The 17,619-nt window shown below is 60.5% G+C and carries 22 protein-coding genes; 10 read left to right on the forward strand and 12 right to left on the reverse strand.

From position 1 onward, the window contains the following. Positions 1-149 precede the first annotated feature (149 nt). On the reverse strand, positions 150-434 hold the full coding sequence (locus tag QMG46_RS20095) for a hypothetical protein (protein ID WP_281849654.1): 285 nt from the start codon (positions 432-434) through the stop codon (positions 150-152). A gap of 155 nt (positions 435-589) precedes the next feature. Between QMG46_RS20095 and QMG46_RS20100 the strand changes: the two genes are divergently transcribed. After that, positions 590-1,045: a PA2169 family four-helix-bundle protein gene (locus QMG46_RS20100; protein ID WP_281849655.1), complete on the forward strand. Its 456-nt coding sequence runs from the start codon at positions 590-592 to the stop codon at positions 1,043-1,045. A gap of 55 nt (positions 1,046-1,100) precedes the next feature. Here the strand turns inward: QMG46_RS20100 and QMG46_RS20105 are convergent, their stop codons facing one another. Together QMG46_RS20105 and QMG46_RS20110 are read right to left on the reverse strand one after the other, a co-directional pair. Beyond that, complete coding sequence (locus QMG46_RS20105; protein WP_281849656.1) at positions 1,101-2,480, reverse strand: serine hydrolase domain-containing protein; 1,380 nt, start codon at positions 2,478-2,480, stop codon at positions 1,101-1,103. A gap of 75 nt (positions 2,481-2,555) precedes the next feature. Next, positions 2,556-3,431, reverse strand: coding sequence for an aldo/keto reductase family oxidoreductase (locus QMG46_RS20110; RefSeq protein WP_281849657.1), 876 nt, complete (start codon positions 3,429-3,431; stop codon positions 2,556-2,558). Positions 3,432-3,542: 111 nt separating this feature from the next. Between QMG46_RS20110 and QMG46_RS20115 the strand changes: the two genes are divergently transcribed. Continuing rightward, positions 3,543-4,439: a LysR family transcriptional regulator gene (locus tag QMG46_RS20115; RefSeq protein WP_281849658.1), complete on the forward strand. Its 897-nt coding sequence runs from the start codon at positions 3,543-3,545 to the stop codon at positions 4,437-4,439. 14 nt (positions 4,440-4,453) lie between these two features. Here QMG46_RS20115 and QMG46_RS20120 read toward each other — a convergent pair whose 3' ends face one another. After that, entirely contained in the window at positions 4,454-5,173 is a 720-nt protein-coding gene (locus tag QMG46_RS20120) for a CerR family C-terminal domain-containing protein (RefSeq protein ID WP_281849659.1), read from the reverse strand. Positions 5,174-5,287: 114 nt separating this feature from the next. Between QMG46_RS20120 and QMG46_RS20125 the strand changes: the two genes are divergently transcribed. From QMG46_RS20125 to QMG46_RS20135, 3 genes are read left to right on the forward strand one after another with little or no spacing between them, the layout of a single operon-like run. Then, positions 5,288-6,403, forward strand: coding sequence for an HlyD family secretion protein (locus tag QMG46_RS20125; protein ID WP_281849660.1), 1,116 nt, complete (start codon positions 5,288-5,290; stop codon positions 6,401-6,403). Then, the gene (locus QMG46_RS20130) at positions 6,396-7,979 is read left to right on the forward strand and encodes an MDR family MFS transporter (protein WP_281849661.1); all 1,584 of its coding nucleotides are present in this window, start codon (positions 6,396-6,398) and stop codon (positions 7,977-7,979) included. Before QMG46_RS20125 ends, QMG46_RS20130 begins: the two co-directional genes overlap by 8 nt. An 11-nt stretch (positions 7,980-7,990) precedes the next feature. Beyond that, positions 7,991-9,469, forward strand: a complete 1,479-nt coding sequence (locus tag QMG46_RS20135; RefSeq protein WP_281849662.1) for an efflux transporter outer membrane subunit — start codon at positions 7,991-7,993, stop codon at positions 9,467-9,469. 15 nt (positions 9,470-9,484) lie between these two features. Here QMG46_RS20135 and QMG46_RS20140 read toward each other — a convergent pair whose 3' ends face one another. Beyond that, positions 9,485-9,820: an antibiotic biosynthesis monooxygenase family protein gene (locus tag QMG46_RS20140; protein WP_281849663.1), complete on the reverse strand. Its 336-nt coding sequence runs from the start codon at positions 9,818-9,820 to the stop codon at positions 9,485-9,487. Between the two features lie 34 nt (positions 9,821-9,854). Then, positions 9,855-10,355, reverse strand: a complete 501-nt coding sequence (locus QMG46_RS20145) for a DUF8737 domain-containing protein (protein WP_281849664.1) — start codon at positions 10,353-10,355, stop codon at positions 9,855-9,857. Positions 10,356-10,476: 121 nt separating this feature from the next. Between QMG46_RS20145 and QMG46_RS20150 the strand changes: the two genes are divergently transcribed. Both QMG46_RS20150 and QMG46_RS20155 read left to right on the forward strand, forming a co-directional pair. Beyond that, positions 10,477-11,145, forward strand: a complete 669-nt coding sequence (locus QMG46_RS20150) for a TetR/AcrR family transcriptional regulator (protein ID WP_281849665.1) — start codon at positions 10,477-10,479, stop codon at positions 11,143-11,145. A gap of 81 nt (positions 11,146-11,226) precedes the next feature. Continuing rightward, the gene (locus QMG46_RS20155) at positions 11,227-11,610 is read left to right on the forward strand and encodes a nuclear transport factor 2 family protein (protein ID WP_281849666.1); all 384 of its coding nucleotides are present in this window, start codon (positions 11,227-11,229) and stop codon (positions 11,608-11,610) included. A 17-nt stretch (positions 11,611-11,627) separates the two neighbouring features. Here the strand turns inward: QMG46_RS20155 and QMG46_RS20160 are convergent, their stop codons facing one another. The 4 genes from QMG46_RS20160 to QMG46_RS20175 form a co-directional block, all read right to left on the reverse strand. Next, positions 11,628-11,837: a cytochrome c oxidase assembly factor Coa1 family protein gene (locus tag QMG46_RS20160; RefSeq protein ID WP_281849667.1), complete on the reverse strand. Its 210-nt coding sequence runs from the start codon at positions 11,835-11,837 to the stop codon at positions 11,628-11,630. Position 11,838: 1 nt separating this feature from the next. Continuing rightward, positions 11,839-12,642 (reverse strand): hypothetical protein, encoded by an 804-nt coding sequence (locus QMG46_RS20165; RefSeq protein ID WP_281849668.1) that lies wholly within the window; start codon positions 12,640-12,642, stop codon positions 11,839-11,841. Between the two features lie 32 nt (positions 12,643-12,674). After that, positions 12,675-13,145, reverse strand: a complete 471-nt coding sequence (locus QMG46_RS20170; RefSeq protein ID WP_281849669.1) for a hypothetical protein — start codon at positions 13,143-13,145, stop codon at positions 12,675-12,677. 61 nt (positions 13,146-13,206) lie between these two features. Continuing rightward, entirely contained in the window at positions 13,207-13,626 is a 420-nt protein-coding gene (locus QMG46_RS20175) for a YfbO family protein (protein WP_281849670.1), read from the reverse strand. Positions 13,627-13,894: 268 nt separating this feature from the next. On the opposite strand from QMG46_RS20175, the gene QMG46_RS20180 reads away from it, so the two are divergent. After that, complete coding sequence (locus tag QMG46_RS20180; RefSeq protein WP_281849671.1) at positions 13,895-14,647, forward strand: acetoacetate decarboxylase; 753 nt, start codon at positions 13,895-13,897, stop codon at positions 14,645-14,647. A gap of 177 nt (positions 14,648-14,824) precedes the next feature. On the opposite strand, the gene QMG46_RS20185 is transcribed toward QMG46_RS20180, so the two are convergent. Next, positions 14,825-15,445 (reverse strand): flavin reductase family protein, encoded by a 621-nt coding sequence (locus tag QMG46_RS20185; protein WP_281849672.1) that lies wholly within the window; start codon positions 15,443-15,445, stop codon positions 14,825-14,827. A 12-nt stretch (positions 15,446-15,457) separates the two neighbouring features. Beyond that, positions 15,458-15,865, reverse strand: a complete 408-nt coding sequence (locus QMG46_RS20190) for a MarR family winged helix-turn-helix transcriptional regulator (RefSeq protein ID WP_281849673.1) — start codon at positions 15,863-15,865, stop codon at positions 15,458-15,460. A 90-nt stretch (positions 15,866-15,955) separates the two neighbouring features. Between QMG46_RS20190 and QMG46_RS20195 the strand changes: the two genes are divergently transcribed. Both QMG46_RS20195 and QMG46_RS20200 read left to right on the forward strand, forming a co-directional pair. Then, on the forward strand, positions 15,956-17,041 hold the full coding sequence (locus tag QMG46_RS20195) for an aldo/keto reductase (RefSeq protein WP_281849674.1): 1,086 nt from the start codon (positions 15,956-15,958) through the stop codon (positions 17,039-17,041). Positions 17,042-17,171: 130 nt separating this feature from the next. Continuing rightward, positions 17,172-17,582, forward strand: a complete 411-nt coding sequence (locus QMG46_RS20200; protein WP_281849675.1) for a hypothetical protein — start codon at positions 17,172-17,174, stop codon at positions 17,580-17,582. Positions 17,583-17,619: the final 37 nt, after the last annotated feature.

The raw sequence follows: 17,619 nt of genomic DNA on the forward strand, positions 1-17,619 counted from the left end.
ACTTTGCGCAGGGAGGGAAACATGACTAATGGCAGGGGCAGCATTCGCAGGAAAACGCGAGGCGAAGCCTCCCTCGTCACGACTTGTAGCAACTGGAGTCGCCGTTGCACAAACTCAGGTGGGCTTTGGAGTCTCCGGCCACATAGCCATCAAGCCGGGCGTTCCGAAGCAGGCCCTGATACGGGCAATGGATGCACGCCGCTCTCACGACGAGGTTTGGCGCCTGATGGCAAAGACGGTGCCACTCGGCCCAACGTGATGTTCTTGCAGGCACGTACTTCTCGATTGGAGAAGGTCCATATCTCTCCGGTTTCGGTAATGAATACCGTCCAGTACAGATCGCTTTCCGGACCATAGTCGACCAGGAAGTGAGCGAAGCCTTCGCCCTTGGGCGTGTTCAATGGAAGAGGTGGATTGAGTTGCAGCATGGTCATGGCTCTAACGGGTTTGACTTTATCAGGCAACGACAACCGTCGATTGAGAGTGAATGTCGGCCGGACCGCTATGTGATGGCAGTCATCCGATACTTTTCACCGATCGCGCGCGTTGTTCCGGGCATGTTCTAACGCCACAACACGGAAACGTAGCGATGAGCCAAAACGATCACGACATCAAAGTCATCAATGGATTGATTGCCACCACGATCGACAGCGTCAATGGCTACCAGGAAGCAGCCAAAGAGGCAGACAGCGCCACGTATCGCGATCTGTTCCAAAGCTGGGCTACCGATCGCCGGCAAGTGGCAACAGGCTTGCAGCAGTTGGTGTCCTCGTTGGGCGGCAAGCCCGAGGACGACGGTACGGCGCTGGCATCGATCCACCGCAGCTTTGTCGACCTGCGTGCGTCCATGAGCAAGGGCGACAAAGCCGTCGTCGACGAGGTCGAACGCGGGGAAGACCATATCAAGGCCAAGTACGAAGACGCCTTGAAGGACGACAAGCTTGCCCCGGCAGTGCATACCGCTGTGCAAGCAGCGTTTACTTCCGTGCGACAAGGCCACGATGAGATGCGCCAGTTGAAGCACGGACTTGAAGGCAGGCAATAACGAGTAGAGCCATCCATGAGCGGCCACCAGGCCGCTCTATCTTTGCGCTTAAAACTTACTCAATTGCAGCGGACACATCGTTAACGAGACGTACGAGTCCCTTGATGTCGTAGTTCGGCGGATCGACCGTGGTACCCAGCCGGACGATGACCAGATGTTTCGAGGGCACGATCACGATGCGTTGCCCTTGGGCACCCGATGCCATGTACGCGCCTGGCGGCATCCCTTCGATACGCGCATGGGTATCACCCGCCGCTGCCACGTTGGTCCAGAACCCGGCACCGTAAGGACTATCGAGTGTCGGGCTGCTCGAATAGACATCCCATTGCGGCGGAAGAATGCGTTGACCGTTCACCACGCCGCCGTCGAGATAGAGCTGGCCGAAGCGGGCCCAGTCACGCGCCGATGCGTAGACACGGGTCGATCCAACCATCGTTTGCGCGCCGTCGAATTCCATCAGCACATGGCGCATGCCAATCGGATCGAACAACTCCTTGTGTGCGAAACGGATCAGTCCCGCGGCGCCACCAGCGACATGGTCACGTATCACGCCCGCAACGAGCAGCGTGTTGCCGCTGGTGTATTCCCATGTCTGGCCTGGCATTGCCTTGAGCGGGGCCTCGGCCGCATACGCGGCCATGTCATGCATCCGGAAAAGCATGATCGACACCGGATCGAATCCACTGTCCTCCTCGGCAAGCGAAAGGCCCGACGTCATGCGCATGAGTTGATCGAGCGTGATCCGGTGACGCGGATCGCTCGGATCTTTCCACGCCGCGATGGGCGCCGGCGCACGGATATCGAGCTTGCCCTGCCCGACCAGGATGCCTACCAATGCATTGACGACGGACTTGCTGACGGAAAAGCCCAGCTGCGGTGTATCGGGGCCGAATCCTTCGGCGTATTGCTCGGCAACGATGTGCCCCTCGTGCAAAACCACAATCGCATGCACATAGCGGCGTGGGCCCGTCGCCGGCTCCTCGAATGCGCGCGCCAATGCATCGCCGATGGCGGGACTACTCGGCGTTACAACGGCTTCCGTTTCAGCCACCGGACTCGCCGCATCGCTGGCAGCCTGCAAGGTGGCGGCGTCGGGCGTTTGCCAGGCTAACGCACAGCCATAGGAGGGATAGTAAGTGGCAACGTTTTCAAATCTTCCGTGCCAGTCGGTAGTGATGCGGCGACGGACTCGATCCACTGAATAGTGCAATCCAGGTCGCAGCAAGGCCAGGCCCTTGTCTGCGGCGAAGTTCTCTGCAAAGACACGATCCGGCGCGAGTCCGGAAACAAACACGCCAGAACAAAGGACGTCCGAAATACTCGCCGTGCCGACGCGAATCGCATGGTCGGGGCGCTTCCAGATGAACAGTCCCGCAAGGACAAGCACCACGATGCAAAGCGCGCGGACTGCGATCGACTTCCTCGATATGGCCACCCACGCCCCCTTTCCTTTTGTGGGTTCGCCCCCGAGCCACGAGGCCCGGGGGCGAGCAGACGCACATATAACGTCTTAGCCGCGCTTCTGTCCAATCGCTTCCAGTTCGGCAAGCACGTCGTCCGAAAGCACCAACTCGGCGGCCGCCAGGTTTTCCTTCAGATGCTTGAGAGACGACGTGCCGGGAATAAGAAGTATGTTGGGCGCGCGTGCGAGCAACCATGCAAGGGCGACCTGCATCGGCGTCGCATCGAGCTTTTGCGCGACCGCGGACAAGGTCTCGGACTGGAGCGGCGAGAAGCCGCCAAGCGGGAAGAAGGGAACATAAGCGATGCCCTTCTGGCCGAGCTCATCGACCAGCGCCTCGTCGTGGCGGTGCACGAGGTTGTACTGGTTCTGCACGCAGACCACGTCGGCGATGCGCTGCGCCTGCGTCACCTGCGCGGAGGTTGCGTTGCTCAGACCAAGGTGTCGTATCAGGCCCTGCCGCTGCAACTCCGCCAGCGTCGTGAACTGCTCCTCGATCGACCCTTCGCTGGGCGCGTGCACGTTGCCCATGATGCGTAGATTCACCACGTCCAGCACGTCGACGCCGAGGTTGCGGAGATTATCGTGCACCGCACGCGTCAGGTCGGCGGGGCTTTGTGCCGGATTCCATGACGCATCGGCACCACGCGTCGCGCCCACCTTGGTCACGATCACTAGGTTCTGTGCATAAGGATGCAGCGCTTCGCGAATCAGCTGGTTGGTGACATGCGGTCCGTAGAAGTCACTGGTATCGATGTGATCCACGCCAGAAGCCAGTGCCTCGCGAAGCACCGCAAGCGCCGCGTCGCGATCTTTCGGGGGGCCGAACACGCCTGGACCAGCCAGCTGCATGGCGCCATAACCCAATCGGGTCACTTTGCGGTCACCCAGCGAAAAACTTCCCGACTTCTTAAGGTTGCTCATAGGGACTCCAGGAAAGGAACGAACGGAATGGTGCCAGGGGTGGACTATAGGCACTTACCAACCGCACGATAATCCGATGAAATCGGCACAGGTTGTGCGGAAGATCGAACAATGGCAACAGATCTCCAGGATCTCTTTGCATTTCTGGCCGTGGTGCAGGCAGGCGGCTTCCGCGAAGGAGCGCGCGCCAGCGGTACCTCGGCCTCCAGCCTGAGCGAGGCCGTGCGGCGCCTGGAAACGCGTCTCGGCGTTCGACTGCTCAACCGCACGACTCGCAGCGTCTCGCCGACCGAGGCGGGCGCTCGTCTGGCCGAACGGCTTGTGCCCGCCCTGGGTGAAGTGGAAGCCGCCCTGGATGTCGTCAACAGTTTCCGCGACCGACCGACAGGGACGCTCCGGCTCAACGTGCCGGCTACCGTCGCCCGTCTCGTGCTTCCTTCGATCGTCACGCCGTTCCTCAGAGCCTATCCGGAGATCAAGCTTGAGGTGATCGTGGAGGATAGCTTTGTCGACATGCTGGCGGCCGGTTGCGATGCCGGCGTTCGCTACGACGAGCGGCTCGAGCAGGACATGATCGCCGTGCCCCTCGGCCCGCGCTTTCAGCGCTTCGCTACCGCGGCATCTCCGGATTATCTCCGCGCCAGGGGGCGCCCCAAGCACCCGCGCGACCTGCTGGACCACGCCTGCCTGCGTGGGCAATTTGCCAGCGGCGCCATGCCTGTCTGGGAATTCGAGCGCGATGGAGACATCGTACGCGTAGACCCTGCCGGGCCACTGATCGTTCGTCTGGGCGCCGCGGTGGATCTGGCCGTGGACGCAGCCATCAACGGCCTGGGCGTGATCCATTTGTTCGAGGAGTGGTTACGCCCACACCTGGACAGTGGCGCACTCGAGCCGGTATTGGAACCGTGGTGGCAGACGTTTACAGGCCCGTTCCTTTATTACCCCGGGCGTCGCCACCTGCCCGCCCCATTACGGGCATTTATCGATTTCATTCGATCGCAGTGATCACACAAGCGCGGCTATCTGGCCCGATTCGTTGCCAGATCGACACGCCAGCTATCGAGCAGGGTGCGCGTTTGCCCGAGCACGCTCGATTTGAGCAAGGCACCTTTGGCCGCGTCGATCTCCTTCCACCCGAGCGCATCGAGGCAGGCTCCGGGAGGATGGTAGAACGGCATGATCTGACCCTTGAGGGTAAGCGACCGGATGCGCGTAACAGGATCATTCACACCCAAGCCGGTGATGCGCGAAAGCAGTGACAGCATGGCCTTGTTCAGTGGCCGCTTCAGGCGTCGATCGAGCAGCTTGGAGGCGACATGGGCCTCTTCGTCGCCAAGCTCCCGCGCAACGAAGAGCCGTTTTTTCGACGCATGCGGTTGGGAAAGCACACTGTCCAGCATCACCCCGAGAATGCCGAGGTAGGCATCGATCAGTGCATCCATGGCGCCATCGGCCTTCAACACCGCATTGGCCTCCCGCATGGCCGGCGCGAAACGATCCCTGAGATCGTTGGTGATGTACTCGGCGCAGGCATGGTACAGGCCTTCCTTGTTTTCGAAGTAATACTGCAACGCCGGCGCATTGACCCCGGCGGCAGCGGCGATATCGCGCGTCGATGCACCGGCAAAACCATGTTCGCCAAATAGCCTCACCCCCGCGTCGATGATGCGTTGACGCGTCTCGTCGCCACGCGCGTAACCGCCTGCCGATGGGCGACGTGGCCGTTTGGTTGGAGTCATGCGTTTGCTCTCATACGGGTTGTCTCTCCTGCTTGCCTGCCAAAGGATAGCACTTGACAAAAATATTCCAGTCGGAATAAATATTCCACCTGGAATACTTTCGGACTACTACGCATGCCCGCTACGACCGGAACCGCATCGGACGCCGATGCCCCCAAAGGTGCTGCCGCCCCGCCGGCTCGCCCGTCCAAGATACGTCGCTTCCTCCTGCCGGCCGCCGTTGTGCTGGCTATCGCAGCCGTACTGGCCCTCGTTTACTGGTGGCTCGTAGGGCGCTTCATGCAAAGCACGGACGACGCCTATCTGCAGGCCGACAGCGTCATCGTCGCCCCGAAGGTCAGCGGCTATGTCACCGACGTCTACGTCGGCGACAACGTTGCGGTAAAGGCCGGCGAGCCCCTGGTGCGGCTGGATAGCCGCCAGTACCAGGCCACGCTGGATCAGGCCAAGGCCACGATCGATGCGCGCAAGGCGGATATCGAACGCGCCCAGGCGGCCATTCCGCAGCAACGGGCCGCTATCGAGCAGGCAAAAGCGCAACAACAGGTGGCGACAGTAAACATTCGCCATGCCGAAGACGAAGTACGCCGTTACGGGCCACTGGCAACGACCGGCGCCGAAAGCGGCGATCAACTGTCGGTCCTGGTCACCAACCGCGACCAGGCGCGCGCGACACTTGCCGCCGACACGGCAGCGCTTGACCAGGCCCAGGGACGAATGGCCGATCTGGACGCTCAGCTCGCCCAGGCGCGAGCGCAACTGGAAGTCGCACAGGCATCCGCGCGACAGGCACAGCTGGATCTGCAGGACACTTTGATTCGCAGCTCGCTTGACGGGCGCATCGGAGACCGCACGGTCCGTGTCGGACAGTATGCGCAACCGGGCACGCGGATGATGACCGTCGTACCGGTGCAGAGCATCTATCTCAATGCCAACTTCAAGGAAACCCAGGTCGGCCGGATGCGTGCGGGCCAGCATGCGAGCCTGCATGTGGACGCGCTGGCAGGTACGGACCTCCATGGCGTGGTGGACAGCTTCTCGCCGGGTACCGGTTCGCAGTTCGCACTGCTGCCACCTGAAAACGCGACGGGTAATTTCACCAAGATCGTGCAGCGTGTGCCCGTGCGCATTCGCATCGATACCGATGAGCAGACACGCAAGCTGCTGGTTCCAGGCCTGTCGGTGACTGTGGACGTGGATACGCGTCCGGCAGGCAACAGTCATGGCTGAGACGGGCGCCATGCCTGCAAGCCACCCCGAGCGCGCCAGTGCCGCGGACTGGATCGCCGTGGCCGCCGGTTCGCTCGGCGCATTGATGGCGACGCTCGATATCTCCATCACCAATTCCGCGTTGCCGCAGATCCAGGGTGAAATCGGTGCCACCGGCACGGAAGGCACCTGGATCTCGACTGGCTACCTGATGTCGGAAATCGTGATCATTCCGCTGGCCGCATGGCTGACGCGGGTGTTTGGCCTGCGCAAATTTCTGCTGGGCGGCGCGGCGCTGTTTATCCTGTTCTCGATGATGTGCGGCATGTCGCATACGTTGACGGCCATGATCATCGGCCGCATCGGCCAGGGCCTGACCGGCGGCGCAATGATCCCGACCGGCCAGACCATCATCCGCAGCCGCCTGCCTATGTCGCAGCTGCCGATCGGCATGACGATATTCGGCTTGATCGTGTTACTTGGCCCGCTGTTGGGACCGGTGCTGGGCGGCTGGCTCACCGAAAACATCAGCTGGAGCTGGTGCTTTTTCATCAACCTGCCGGTGTGTATCGGCCTGATCGCGTTGCTGCTGCTCGGACTGCCGCCAGATCACCCGCAATGGGATGCGCTCAAACAAGCCGACTGGCTCGGCATCGTCGGACTCTCGGCCGGTCTCAGCTCCTTGACGGTCGTGTTGGAGGAAGGTCAGCGCGAGCGCTGGTTCGAATCGGACATGATCATCTGGCTGAGTCTGTTGTCGCTGGCCGGCATGGTGCTGATCGCGATTTCGCAATTCACCGCCAAACGGCCGGTGATGCGCCTGAGCCTGCTGGGCAATCCGCGATACGCCAGCGTCATTCTTATCGTGCTGGTGGTCGGCGCGGTGTTCTATTCGGTCATCTACCTGATACCGCAGTTCCTTGGCTTGATCGCCGGATACAACGCGGAGCAGTCGGGTTGGGTGATGCTGGTATCGGGCGTACCTGCGTTTCTCATGATGCCGCTATTGCCACGTCTACTTGGCAAAGTCGATTTCCGGATCATGGTCATCACCGGCCTGATGTGCTTCGTGGTGAGCTGCATGCTGGATATCCACCTGACGGCACAAAGCGTCGGCGATGATTTCTTCTGGTCGCAGCTGGTTCGCGGCGCCGGCCAGATGCTGGTGTTCATGCCGTTGAATCAGGCGTCGATGGCAGCGGTGAGCCGGGAGGAAGCTGGCGATGCCGCAGGCGTCTACAACATGGCGCGCAATCTTGGTGGCTCGATCGGGCTGGCCGTCATCGGCACCGTGATCGACCGGCGCAATACGTTTCATGTCGCGACCATCCGGGAATCGCTGACGGCCAATTCGGTACTGGGCCAGGATCGTCTTGCCGCCAATGCAGCCGGCTGGTTCGCGCGAACCGGCGACATGGCCTACGCGAAGATGCGCGCGCTCGGCCAACTTGCCCTGCAGATCCAGCAGCAGGCGGCAGTGATTACCTATTCGGAAGTTTTCTACGTACTCGGCATTGCGCTGCTGTGCTGCATCCCACTCGCGTTGCTGTTGAAGACGCCGAGCTATGGCGCGCCGGCACCCGCTGCGGGCCACTAAGGATGTCAGTCATGCATACAACCGCTTCCCACGCGCCACGCGCCTTGTTTCTGGCGCTCCTTGCCTCGCTCACGGTATTGGCGAGTTGCACCGTCGGCCCCGACTATCGCGGCGCGCCGGATGTCACCGGTACGGGGCACGCCAATGCCTTCGTGCGCGCCCCGTCCGCAGGTGTTACGCCGACGCATGTGCCAAGCCAGTGGTGGAATACGCTCAATGATGCGCAATTGACGGCACTGATCGACGCAGCGCTGGCGCATAACCAGAACCTGCAAGCCGCACAGGCGCGTCTGCGCGAATCGCGCGCGCAACTGCAACAGCAACGCGCCGACGCATTGCCGACGGTGTCAGCCGATGCGGCCGCGCTACGCACCCGGAAACCGGATATTTCCGGCTTGCAGACATCGCAGAACAACACGACATCCCGGGGACAAGGCCCGCTGCAGCTATACACCGCCGGCTTCGACGCCTCATGGGAAGCCGACCTGTTCGGCGGCACGCGCCGTGCGATCGAGGCCGCCTCGGCCCAGGCTGACGCGGTCAACGCCGATCTTGCCGACACGCAGGTATCGCTGGCCGCCGAAGTGGCACAGGCATACATCAACCTGCGCGACCAACAGCAACGCCTGGCCTTGGCCAATCAATCGGCCGAGCTCGAACAGCAGACGCTAGTGCTGATTCAGCAGCGACGCGCACGTGGCGTCGCGGGCGATGCGGATGTCGAGCGCCAGACCACCCAGGTGGAAAACACCCGCGCCACGCTTATCCCACTGGATGAACAGATCACCGAGTCGCTGGACCAGCTCGCCGTGCTCACTGGCCAGGCGCCGGGCGCACTTGATCATGAGCTGTCGACATCCGCACCTTTGCCCACCCTGCCCGCCACCGTGCCCATCGACGACCCGGCGAGCATGTTGCAGCAGCGCCCGGATATCCGCGCTGCCGAGCGTCGGCTTGCCGCGAGCAATGCGCAGATCGGCGAGCGCACCGCCGATCTGTTTCCCAAGGTGACCATGCTGGGCTTTATCGGAACCAACGCAGCCAATCCCGGGCACCTGACGCGAAACAGTTCGTTTACCTGGCTTGGCGTGCCTTATCTGCAATGGGACGTGCTTGATTTCGGACGTACGCGTAGCGGTATCCGCGAGGCCGAAGCGAGCCGCGATGAAGCCAGCGCCCGCTATGCGCAGACCGTGCTCGCCGCGTTGCAGGACGCCAACAATGCGCTGTCCCGTTATGGTCACCAGCGCGAAAGCGTGGCTCGTCTGCAGAAGATCGAAACATCCGCTGATCGCTCCGCGACATTGATGCGCCAGCGTTACGGCGCGGGAGCATCCTCGATGATCGATTTGCTGGATACGCAACGCACGCAATTCTCCGCACAGCAGAACCTTGTCGAGGGACAAGCCAACCTGCTCAAAGACTTCGTGTCGCTGCAGAAGAGCCTCGGACTTGGCTGGCTTCCGGCCCACGATCAAGCCCTGAATTAAGCAGATCGCACGTTCTCAGACATCACCACGCGGAAGCGGCGCGAGGAAATCGAATATCGGCTCGAGGACCAACTCCGGCAGGCTTTCGGCGATGCATTCACGCAGCACTCGCCAAGCCTCCGGATCGACCGAGGCGCGAGCAAGCCCCTCGGCTTTTGCCTCGGCGGACGGCCACTGTGTGTAGCTGTACCAAAGATCGTCCGGGCCACGGTGCAAGCGCGAGCCCAACGAACCTCGTTCGGCCAGAAGTAACTGCGTGATCCGCGACCAGGCTTGAACAAAGGCCTCTTCGGACCCTGGATGCAGCCGCCAACGGTAGATCGCGCAGAACGCGTGAGAAACATTACCCATACGTCTCCTATCAGGTCGGTCCAATAGGCCCAGCCTACTCCGCCGCCAGTCGAGTCGCTGGCCGCGCCAGCATATAGAACGCCGCGATATGCGTGATCATCAACAGCGGCACGTAGATGACCGGAATCGCATAAGCGGCGCCCAACTCCCCTGCCACGGCAGGAAGATTCGCCTGGACTGCGTGGTAATAATCCAGCAGCAAGTCGCCCATCCCGACGATATTAAAGGCGACGACGAACAGCCAAAACAGCGGACGCACTCTGACGGTGAGAAGCGCGAGCATGGCGAGCAACCCGGTGGCCAGGTCGGCGTACGCGGCAAATGCCGCAAAACTGCCCGGTAGATCAGGACCGACGACCCCGGGCATCACGAACACGAGCCCGAAGAATCGGAAGCTATGCAAGGTTGCGATAGCGCGCTGCGCCTCGACCCGGTCCATCGATCCGAGTCGAGGCCAGATGTATACGCGATAGCAGAGCAGCCAGGCGACGTAGCCCAGGATGAGATGCGCGGTAAAGATGATTGCGGGTGACATGGGGACCCCCATCGACTTTTAGTGGCCACTCCTCGAATGGAGCGCCGAACGGCTCCGGTACCGGCGAGTACCAGTCAAGTCATGCTACGGTACCCATCAGTACCAATGCAAGAGATCTTTCGTGAAGAAGCAGCCTATCGTCGAGCCCGGTCCGCAACCGGTGCGGGAACGGATCTTGAATGCCGCGATGGAGTCGTTCATGGAGTTCGGCTATACCGAGGCGAGCACTCTGAAGATCGCCACGCGTGCGCAGGTATCGAAGCGGGAGCTGTATGCCCTGTTCGGCAACAAGCAGGCGATGCTCGCCGCGTGCATCGCCGATCGTGCGGGACGCATGCGTCTGCCGAGCCAGCTGCCCGCGCCATCCCATCGTGAAGAGCTTGCAGCCATGCTTTCCAGGCTCGGTGCGACTGTACTGCACGAAGTAAGCCACCCTGGCGTCATGGCGGTCTTTCGACTGGCCATTACGGAAGCGCAACGTGCACCGGAGGTAGCCGCGACACTGGAGACCGCTCGCGAATCGATACGCACGACCGCGCGGATCATCCTGGTGCAGGCGCAGTCTGCCGGCATGATCGGTGCGGGCGACCCGAGCGAGATGGGCAACCGCTACCTCGCACTGCTCTGGGGCGACCTGATGATGAGTCTGTTGCTCCGTCTATGCGATGCACCGGATGCAGCGGACATTGATCGGCGAGTCAGAAGCGCCACCGAGGACTTTCTTCGTCTCTATCCCGAGCCAAAGAGCCAGGTTCGTCGCGCCACCTCAAAAAGCACCCCTCGGCGCTAACGGCCGCACAGGCACTTGTATTGCAGGATGGGCCAAGCGCAGCCTAGTTGTTCATCCAGCAGGCTCAACGGGAGATCGATGATGGATGCTCAAGACATTCGGGCTGCCATTGATCGGCACTGGGCCGCATCCGCGGCCGGCGATCAAGTGACCGAGCACGACATCTATCACGACGATGCCGTGTGCGAGTACCCGCAGTCGGGCGAGATCATTCGCGGCCGGCACAACCTGCAAGCGCTTCGCAGCCATCACCCCGGCAAACCATCGGGGTTTGTCGTTCGACGCATCGTCGGCGAGGGCAATCTCTGGGTTAGCGAATACGAGATCACCTATCAAGGCAAGCGCGCCTACACCGTGAGCATCATGGAATTTCGCGACGGAAAGGTGTCGCACGAAACTCAGTACTTTGCCGATCCCTTCGACGCTCCAGCCTGGCGCGCTCAATGGGTCGGCCAGGCGACGTGATAACAGGTGCCGCGATCTTACCGTTGATGGAAATCGATACGACGTTTCGAATCAGCGTCCTCGAACACCGCCTGCTCCATACGCCATTGCCCCATCGCTTTGACGGCCTCGATGTAGGCAGTCCCTTTGCCTTTAGGGCCTTTTGCGCTGAAGGAGAGATTCGCTTTGCCGTCGGTACCTGAGAACTGGATGTTGCCTAGAGTTTTCCCAACTGCTCGATCGCCCAAATTACATTACGTGTCCGAAGTATTCTTTCAGTTTCGTTTCGTTGATGCCCATTTCGCCGGTCCACCAGCATGCGGGATAAGCCACATCCACAAAGCGACGGGACGGCAGAATACGGCGAGCCGCCGGAATGAATGCGTCTGTGAAACCCGGATGAGAAGAAAAAGCCAGCACATCACAGAAGCCAAGGATTGAGATCACAACATCTCGCTCAGCCTTGTTCGACTTCAGGGTCTTAGGTAATCGTGAGTGCAAGTTGGCGGCCGTGATATCTGGGCCCGCGCTTCGTATCGCCTCGGCGATAGTTTGAAATATATTGACGTCATTCCTCGTAGGAAGCGATGCAGGACTCTTGAGAAACAGGTTGAGGTCCATGGCTGCATATGCGAGCTGCAGATGGCGCACGCCACCCCATTTTGTACGCTCGAAGTTAAGCACGTTGAAGTTTTGCTCTGTCGCTCTGAGATAAAACCCACATAGCTCGCAAGCTTTAGCCCCCTGTGGTTCATGAGGAACCAGGTGTCGAAATACCGTATAGCTGCCTAATGCCGAACGCCAATCCAGCCTCCTTGTAGATAGGCTCGACAAGAAGGCATTGACGACCGTACGTTGGTCTAGTCTGCCCACGAGCTCATGGACTGTAGCGACTGCCTGCGCGTGGTCCATGTACACCGGATCGAACATGACGCCCTTTTCCTTAGCATAGTCGAAGTCTTCGGCCGATAGCGCGCGATCGGACTCATGCTTCCAGCCTCCCGGGGACCAGAACGCGTCATGCAATATCTTCAATGCGCGTTTGTCTACCATCTCCCATGGCCTCCATTCCCCAGCAGATGCAGTCAAGTCGATCTGACTTGGGTACAGACAACGCTGGCCGTACCTATTTCGTTGGCTCCTTCTATACCAGTAGGAACTATCCAATGCGCTCTATCAGTAGTATCAAAGAAGACTTCGACCCGGGGGGCCTTCATATTGCCCGCATCGCTCTGCATTGAAGCGTAGAACATCCAACGCGATCCAAGCCACTTCTCGTTTGGCCCCTTTGGTCCATAGCTAATATCGCTATAGTCCGGCGCCCCAAGCAATCTACTGACCTCTTCCTTGGTCATGCATCGATGCACATTCTTGACTCCCTCAATGATCCGCGCCACGCGCTCTGCCGAGACCTTGTAGGGATGATCTTTGATATCGTTAAAAAACGAATTCGCGTTGGGATAGGGGTCACGAGGAATGGCACTCAGGTCTTGGGGCCCGTCACCACAACCGGCCACTAGAACCGCGACGAGACCGAGTAAGATTGCGCGTTGCATAAAAAGCACTCCATAACTCGTCACAAGCCCCCGTCGAAGGCGCCCGCCCCGGACTGCACGCTCAGTCCCACCAACACGCTATGGGCTGAACACCTGCGGGGACGTCATACGGCTCGTACACCTGATCGAGGAAGCCACGCCATGTTTCATCCGGCCGCATCGATTCGGGAAACCAGTTCATGACCTCCTCCGCGGGAGCGGTCGTCATCACATAGACCGTATCCGTGAACGGCCATTCGGGTGCGTCGAATGCCGTTATCTGAACGCGTATGTCGGCCATGTCAGTGCGTGAGGCAATGCGACGAAATACTTCGTAGAAGTCCTGAGGCGTTGGGGTCGGAAAGATATTGCATCCGATACTTCCGACCTCATCGTTACCCTCGAAGAACTCCTCGATGCTTAGCAGTGGCGTCGGTGTATCCGGGTCATCTGGATGACCCAAGCGGCCAACCCGTTCCGTTATGCGTTCCAGTGGATTCACATCAGCCCCTTTACGACCATGTCGAGTACCGTCCTGGGGGACTTTAAAGCATCCACCACTCACCCGTGCATAGTCGCCCGGACGCTGCCGTTCCTGGTAGCGTTACCAGGCATAGGGTTGACGAGAGGGCACTTGTGACCGCCATGGCTGGCACAGGCTTTAGGCGTCTCGCCATTCTGTAACCCGATTCGACGAGAATCATTCCAAGTACTTGCGAAACCTGCTGCTACACGGACGCAAGCGAGAACCCCGCCAACTGGAGCCTCTTGTGAAAATAGCTGACGTCAAAGCCAATGCGTTTGCGATGCCGCTTACGAGCCCGGCCTTCCCACCGGGGCCATATCGCTTCGTCAATCGCGAATTCCTTGTCGTTACCTATCGCACCGATCTGGACGCGCTGCGCGCCGTGGTACCGGAGCCGTTGGAGATCGAAGACGCGCTGGTGAAGTACGAGTTCATCCGCATGCCCGATTCGACCGGTTTTGGTGATTACACCGAATCGGGCCAGGTGATTCCGGTCAGTTTCCGCGGCCAACACGGTTCATATGTGCACTCAATGTATTTGAATGACCACCCGCCGATTGCGGGTGGCCGCGAGTTGTGGGGCTTTCCCAAGAAGCTCGCGAGTCCCGTGCTGGCCACCGAGATCGATACCCTGGTCGGCACGCTCGATTACGGGAAGGTTCGCGTGGCCAAGGCCACGATGGGGTTCAAGCATCGGGAAGCGAATCGGGATGCCGTGCTGGCGGGGCTGGCCGCGCCGAATTTTCTCTTGAAGATCATCCCGCATGTGGATGGAACGCCGCGTATCTGCGAGCTGGTGCGTTACTTCACCTCAAACGTGACGCTCAAGGGAGCATGGAGCGGTCCGGGATCGTTGGAACTGCATCCTCATGCGTTGGCGCCCGTGGCCGATCTGCCGGTGCTGAAGATTGAATCGACGATGCATTTCATTGCGGACCTGACGCTCGAGTTGGGTACCGTGGTGTATGACTACCTTGCTGAAGGCGACTCCGAGTAACCACCTACTCGTCATCCCGGCGCAGGCCGGGATCCAGTGGCTGTAGCGTCCGATTTTCGCGACAGAGCAAATGCGTGTTGGCTCTCGCGACAACCGATCACAAAGTCACTGGGTCCCGGCCTTCGCCGGGATGACGAGTCGGAGGGGTTGCTGGAGACTATATTCGGCAGGCGCTAGTCACTGCTGCGGACGCTTCATCCGAAAACGTTGTGCCGTGCCAACGGTGAAATAATCCGCCGGCCCGCCCGCTCGAAGGATATGGCCTGCCTCTCCCGTGTCGTACACGCCGTCCTTCAGCAGACTTTTGTCGATGTAGACAGCAACGACCTCTCCCAGTGTCAGCCACGTGTCAACCGGTTGCCCTGCCGCATCCGTCAGCTGAATAAGCTGCGTCAGTTTGCATTCGAACGACACCGGGCTTTCCAGAACACGCGGTACGCTGATCAGGCGAGAGGGCGCGCGCGTCAACGATGCCAGCTCGAATTCGTCGACGTCGGGCGGCGCCATCGCCGAGGTCGCATTCATCGCCTCGGCAAGCGAGAGCGTTGCCAGGTTCCAGGCAAACTCGCCCGTTTCGCTGATATTGCGCACGGAGTCCTTCCATCCCGTGCTCGCAAAACCGACGATCGGCGGCTTGTAGTTGAAGGCGTTGAAGAAGCTGTAGGGCGCAAGGTTCACCACGCCGTCCTTGCTCATCGACGAAATCCAGCCGATGGGCCGCGGCCCTACGATGGCGTTGAATGGATCGTGCGGCAGACCGTGGCCATCGCGTGGCTCGTACACATGAAAATCGCGCATGAAGTGTCTGCCTCAGCTCAACTTCTCAAGCAACGTCGCCAATTCCGACTGCTGCGCCGAACTCAACCGCGCAAGCCTGGCACCGAAGGCTCCCGATAGCAGGGCAAGCCCGCGCGTCATCGTCTTACGCCCTTCGGGGGTAAGGATCAACCGGTGGCGGCGCAGGTCGGCAGCATCGATTTCGCGGCGCAAAAAGTCAGCCGCTTCGAGCCGTTTGACATACATCGTCACGGTGGGCTTGGGCATGCTCAGGATACCGGCCAGCTCCGCGGGATGCGGATGGGCGTCCACTTCGGCGAGCAGAAACAGCTCCTTCACTTCCAGTCCGAGCTCGGCAACCTCAGGCGCGACGCCGGTGATCACCGACATCATCAGCCGGTAATTGAGAGACCAGATCTTTCCAACATCACTTTTGGGCATGGGCGCTTGATCTTCAATTAGTTCAATAATAAACTATCATGAATTGGAACTAGCTCAAGATTGTACAACACCGTCAACTCGGAGAGCCGCATGTCCCTCGATCACTATATAACCCTCGGCCGTTCCGGCCTGCGTGTCAGCCCGTTCTGTCTCGGTGCGATGACCTTCGGTGAAGACCTTGGCTGGGGCTCCAGCGTCGAAGAGTCCCAGCAGATCATCGACCGATTCATCGAACTCGGCGGCAATTTCATCGATACCGCCAACTTCTATACGAAAAGTCATTCCGAAAAGATCATCGGCGATCACATCGGCCGCCATAGCGCGCGTCGCGACCGGCTGGTCCTGGCGACGAAGTTCAGCGGCAACCTTTATCCGGGCGATCCCAATGGCGGCGGATCGGGCCGCAAGTCGATCGTTGCAGCGTGCGAAAACTCGCTGCGTCGTCTGCAGACCGATCACATCGATCTGTATTGGCTGCACAACTGGGACAAGCACACACCGATCGACGAGACCATGGCCGCGCTCGACGACCTCGTCCGCGCCGGCAAGGTGCGCTATATCGGCGTCTCGGACACCCCCGCGTGGAAGATCGCCGAGGCCAATATCACGGCACGCTTCCGTGGCTGGTCCGCCTTTATCGGGCTGCAGATCGAGTATTCGCTGCTAGAGCGGAGCGTCGAACAGGAGCTCGTGCCGATGGCCCTCGAACTCGGTCTCGGCATCACGCCGTGGTCGCCACTCAAGAGCGGCGTACTCAGCGGCAAATACACGCGCCATAACGCTGGACAGATCAAGCCGGATCGCGGCTTTATCGCCGATACGTTCATCGACGAGAAAACCTACGCGATCGTCGACGAGCTGGAAGTCATCGCCAAGGCGCACGAGAGCACCGTGGCACGCGTCGCGCTCGCCTGGGTGCAGTCGCAGCCCGGTGTCACCTCGACGATCATCGGCGCGCGACGGATCGCGCAGCTCGAAGACAACATCAAGGCGCTCGAGATCAAGCTCTCGGACGAGGAACTGGGCCGGCTCGACACGCTGACCAAGCCCACGTTTGGCTTCCCGCAAAACATGGAACCGTGGTTCCCGGCCATCCACAATGGCGGCACTTCGGTCAATGGCATTCATGTGCCGGCCACGGCTTTCGGGGTCGAAAAGGGCGACAAGGTCTACTGAGCCTCGCCCCGGCGACTGGAAAACCACTGGATGTAACTTTCGATAGCCAGGGATCGAAGTGGTCAAAAGGATGGCCCGGAGCGAGAGCTCGGGCCATCCCACACCGCCTCGCTACGAGTATCATCCGCGCATGCATCGCCGCCGCCACCTCAGTCGCCGCCAACGCCTCCTATGGATCGTGGCCACGCTGTTCTGCCTGCTGTTTCAGCAGCAGGTGATGGCCGCCTATGTGTGCACGACGGCCCAGGTAGCCGGAGTCGGCACGCCGATGACCGGCGACTGCGCGCAGATGATGCCGGGACATGCGGCCAAGGTGGCCCATCAAAATGCCGACCCGCGCTGCGCCGAGCATTGCGCAAGCCACGCTTCCGCGCAGGCGGACGCGCGCGTACCCATGGTGCCGCCCTTGTTGTTGCCACCGGCCTCGCCGTTACTGCTGGGCACGGTCGCTCTATCGCCGGAAAAGCGTTCCTTACCCGATCCCCTGCTGCAACCGCCGGAAGCGCCACCATCCCTGCGCTTCTGCAGCCTGCTGATTTAAGCCTCCCACGCTGAGTCTCACGCCGGTCGTGCCATGG

This window comes from Dyella sp. GSA-30 (assembly GCF_027924605.1).
Taxonomy (GTDB): Bacteria; Pseudomonadota; Gammaproteobacteria; order Xanthomonadales; family Rhodanobacteraceae; genus GSA-30.

Bases quoted from the DNA above. Each gene is read 5' to 3' on its own strand.
- QMG46_RS20095 (WP_281849654.1), bottom strand. From the start codon at position 434: ATGACCATGCTGCAACTCAATCCACCTCTTCCATTGAACACGCCCAAG.
- QMG46_RS20100 (WP_281849655.1), top strand. From the start codon at position 590: ATGAGCCAAAACGATCACGACATCAAAGTCATCAATGGATTGATTGCC.
- QMG46_RS20110 (WP_281849657.1), bottom strand. From the start codon at position 3,431: ATGAGCAACCTTAAGAAGTCGGGAAGTTTTTCGCTGGGTGACCGCAAA.
- QMG46_RS20115 (WP_281849658.1), top strand. From the start codon at position 3,543: ATGGCAACAGATCTCCAGGATCTCTTTGCATTTCTGGCCGTGGTGCAG.
- QMG46_RS20120 (WP_281849659.1), bottom strand. From the start codon at position 5,173: ATGACTCCAACCAAACGGCCACGTCGCCCATCGGCAGGCGGTTACGCG.
- QMG46_RS20125 (WP_281849660.1), top strand. From the start codon at position 5,288: ATGCCCGCTACGACCGGAACCGCATCGGACGCCGATGCCCCCAAAGGT.
- QMG46_RS20130 (WP_281849661.1), top strand. From the start codon at position 6,396: ATGGCTGAGACGGGCGCCATGCCTGCAAGCCACCCCGAGCGCGCCAGT.
- QMG46_RS20135 (WP_281849662.1), top strand. From the start codon at position 7,991: ATGCATACAACCGCTTCCCACGCGCCACGCGCCTTGTTTCTGGCGCTC.
- QMG46_RS20140 (WP_281849663.1), bottom strand. From the start codon at position 9,820: ATGGGTAATGTTTCTCACGCGTTCTGCGCGATCTACCGTTGGCGGCTG.
- QMG46_RS20145 (WP_281849664.1), bottom strand. From the start codon at position 10,355: ATGTCACCCGCAATCATCTTTACCGCGCATCTCATCCTGGGCTACGTC.
- QMG46_RS20155 (WP_281849666.1), top strand. From the start codon at position 11,227: ATGGATGCTCAAGACATTCGGGCTGCCATTGATCGGCACTGGGCCGCA.
- QMG46_RS20165 (WP_281849668.1), bottom strand. From the start codon at position 12,642: ATGGTAGACAAACGCGCATTGAAGATATTGCATGACGCGTTCTGGTCC.
- QMG46_RS20170 (WP_281849669.1), bottom strand. From the start codon at position 13,145: ATGCAACGCGCAATCTTACTCGGTCTCGTCGCGGTTCTAGTGGCCGGT.
- QMG46_RS20185 (WP_281849672.1), bottom strand. From the start codon at position 15,445: ATGCGCGATTTTCATGTGTACGAGCCACGCGATGGCCACGGTCTGCCG.
- QMG46_RS20190 (WP_281849673.1), bottom strand. From the start codon at position 15,865: ATGCCCAAAAGTGATGTTGGAAAGATCTGGTCTCTCAATTACCGGCTG.
- QMG46_RS20195 (WP_281849674.1), top strand. From the start codon at position 15,956: ATGTCCCTCGATCACTATATAACCCTCGGCCGTTCCGGCCTGCGTGTC.
- QMG46_RS20200 (WP_281849675.1), top strand. From the start codon at position 17,172: ATGCATCGCCGCCGCCACCTCAGTCGCCGCCAACGCCTCCTATGGATC.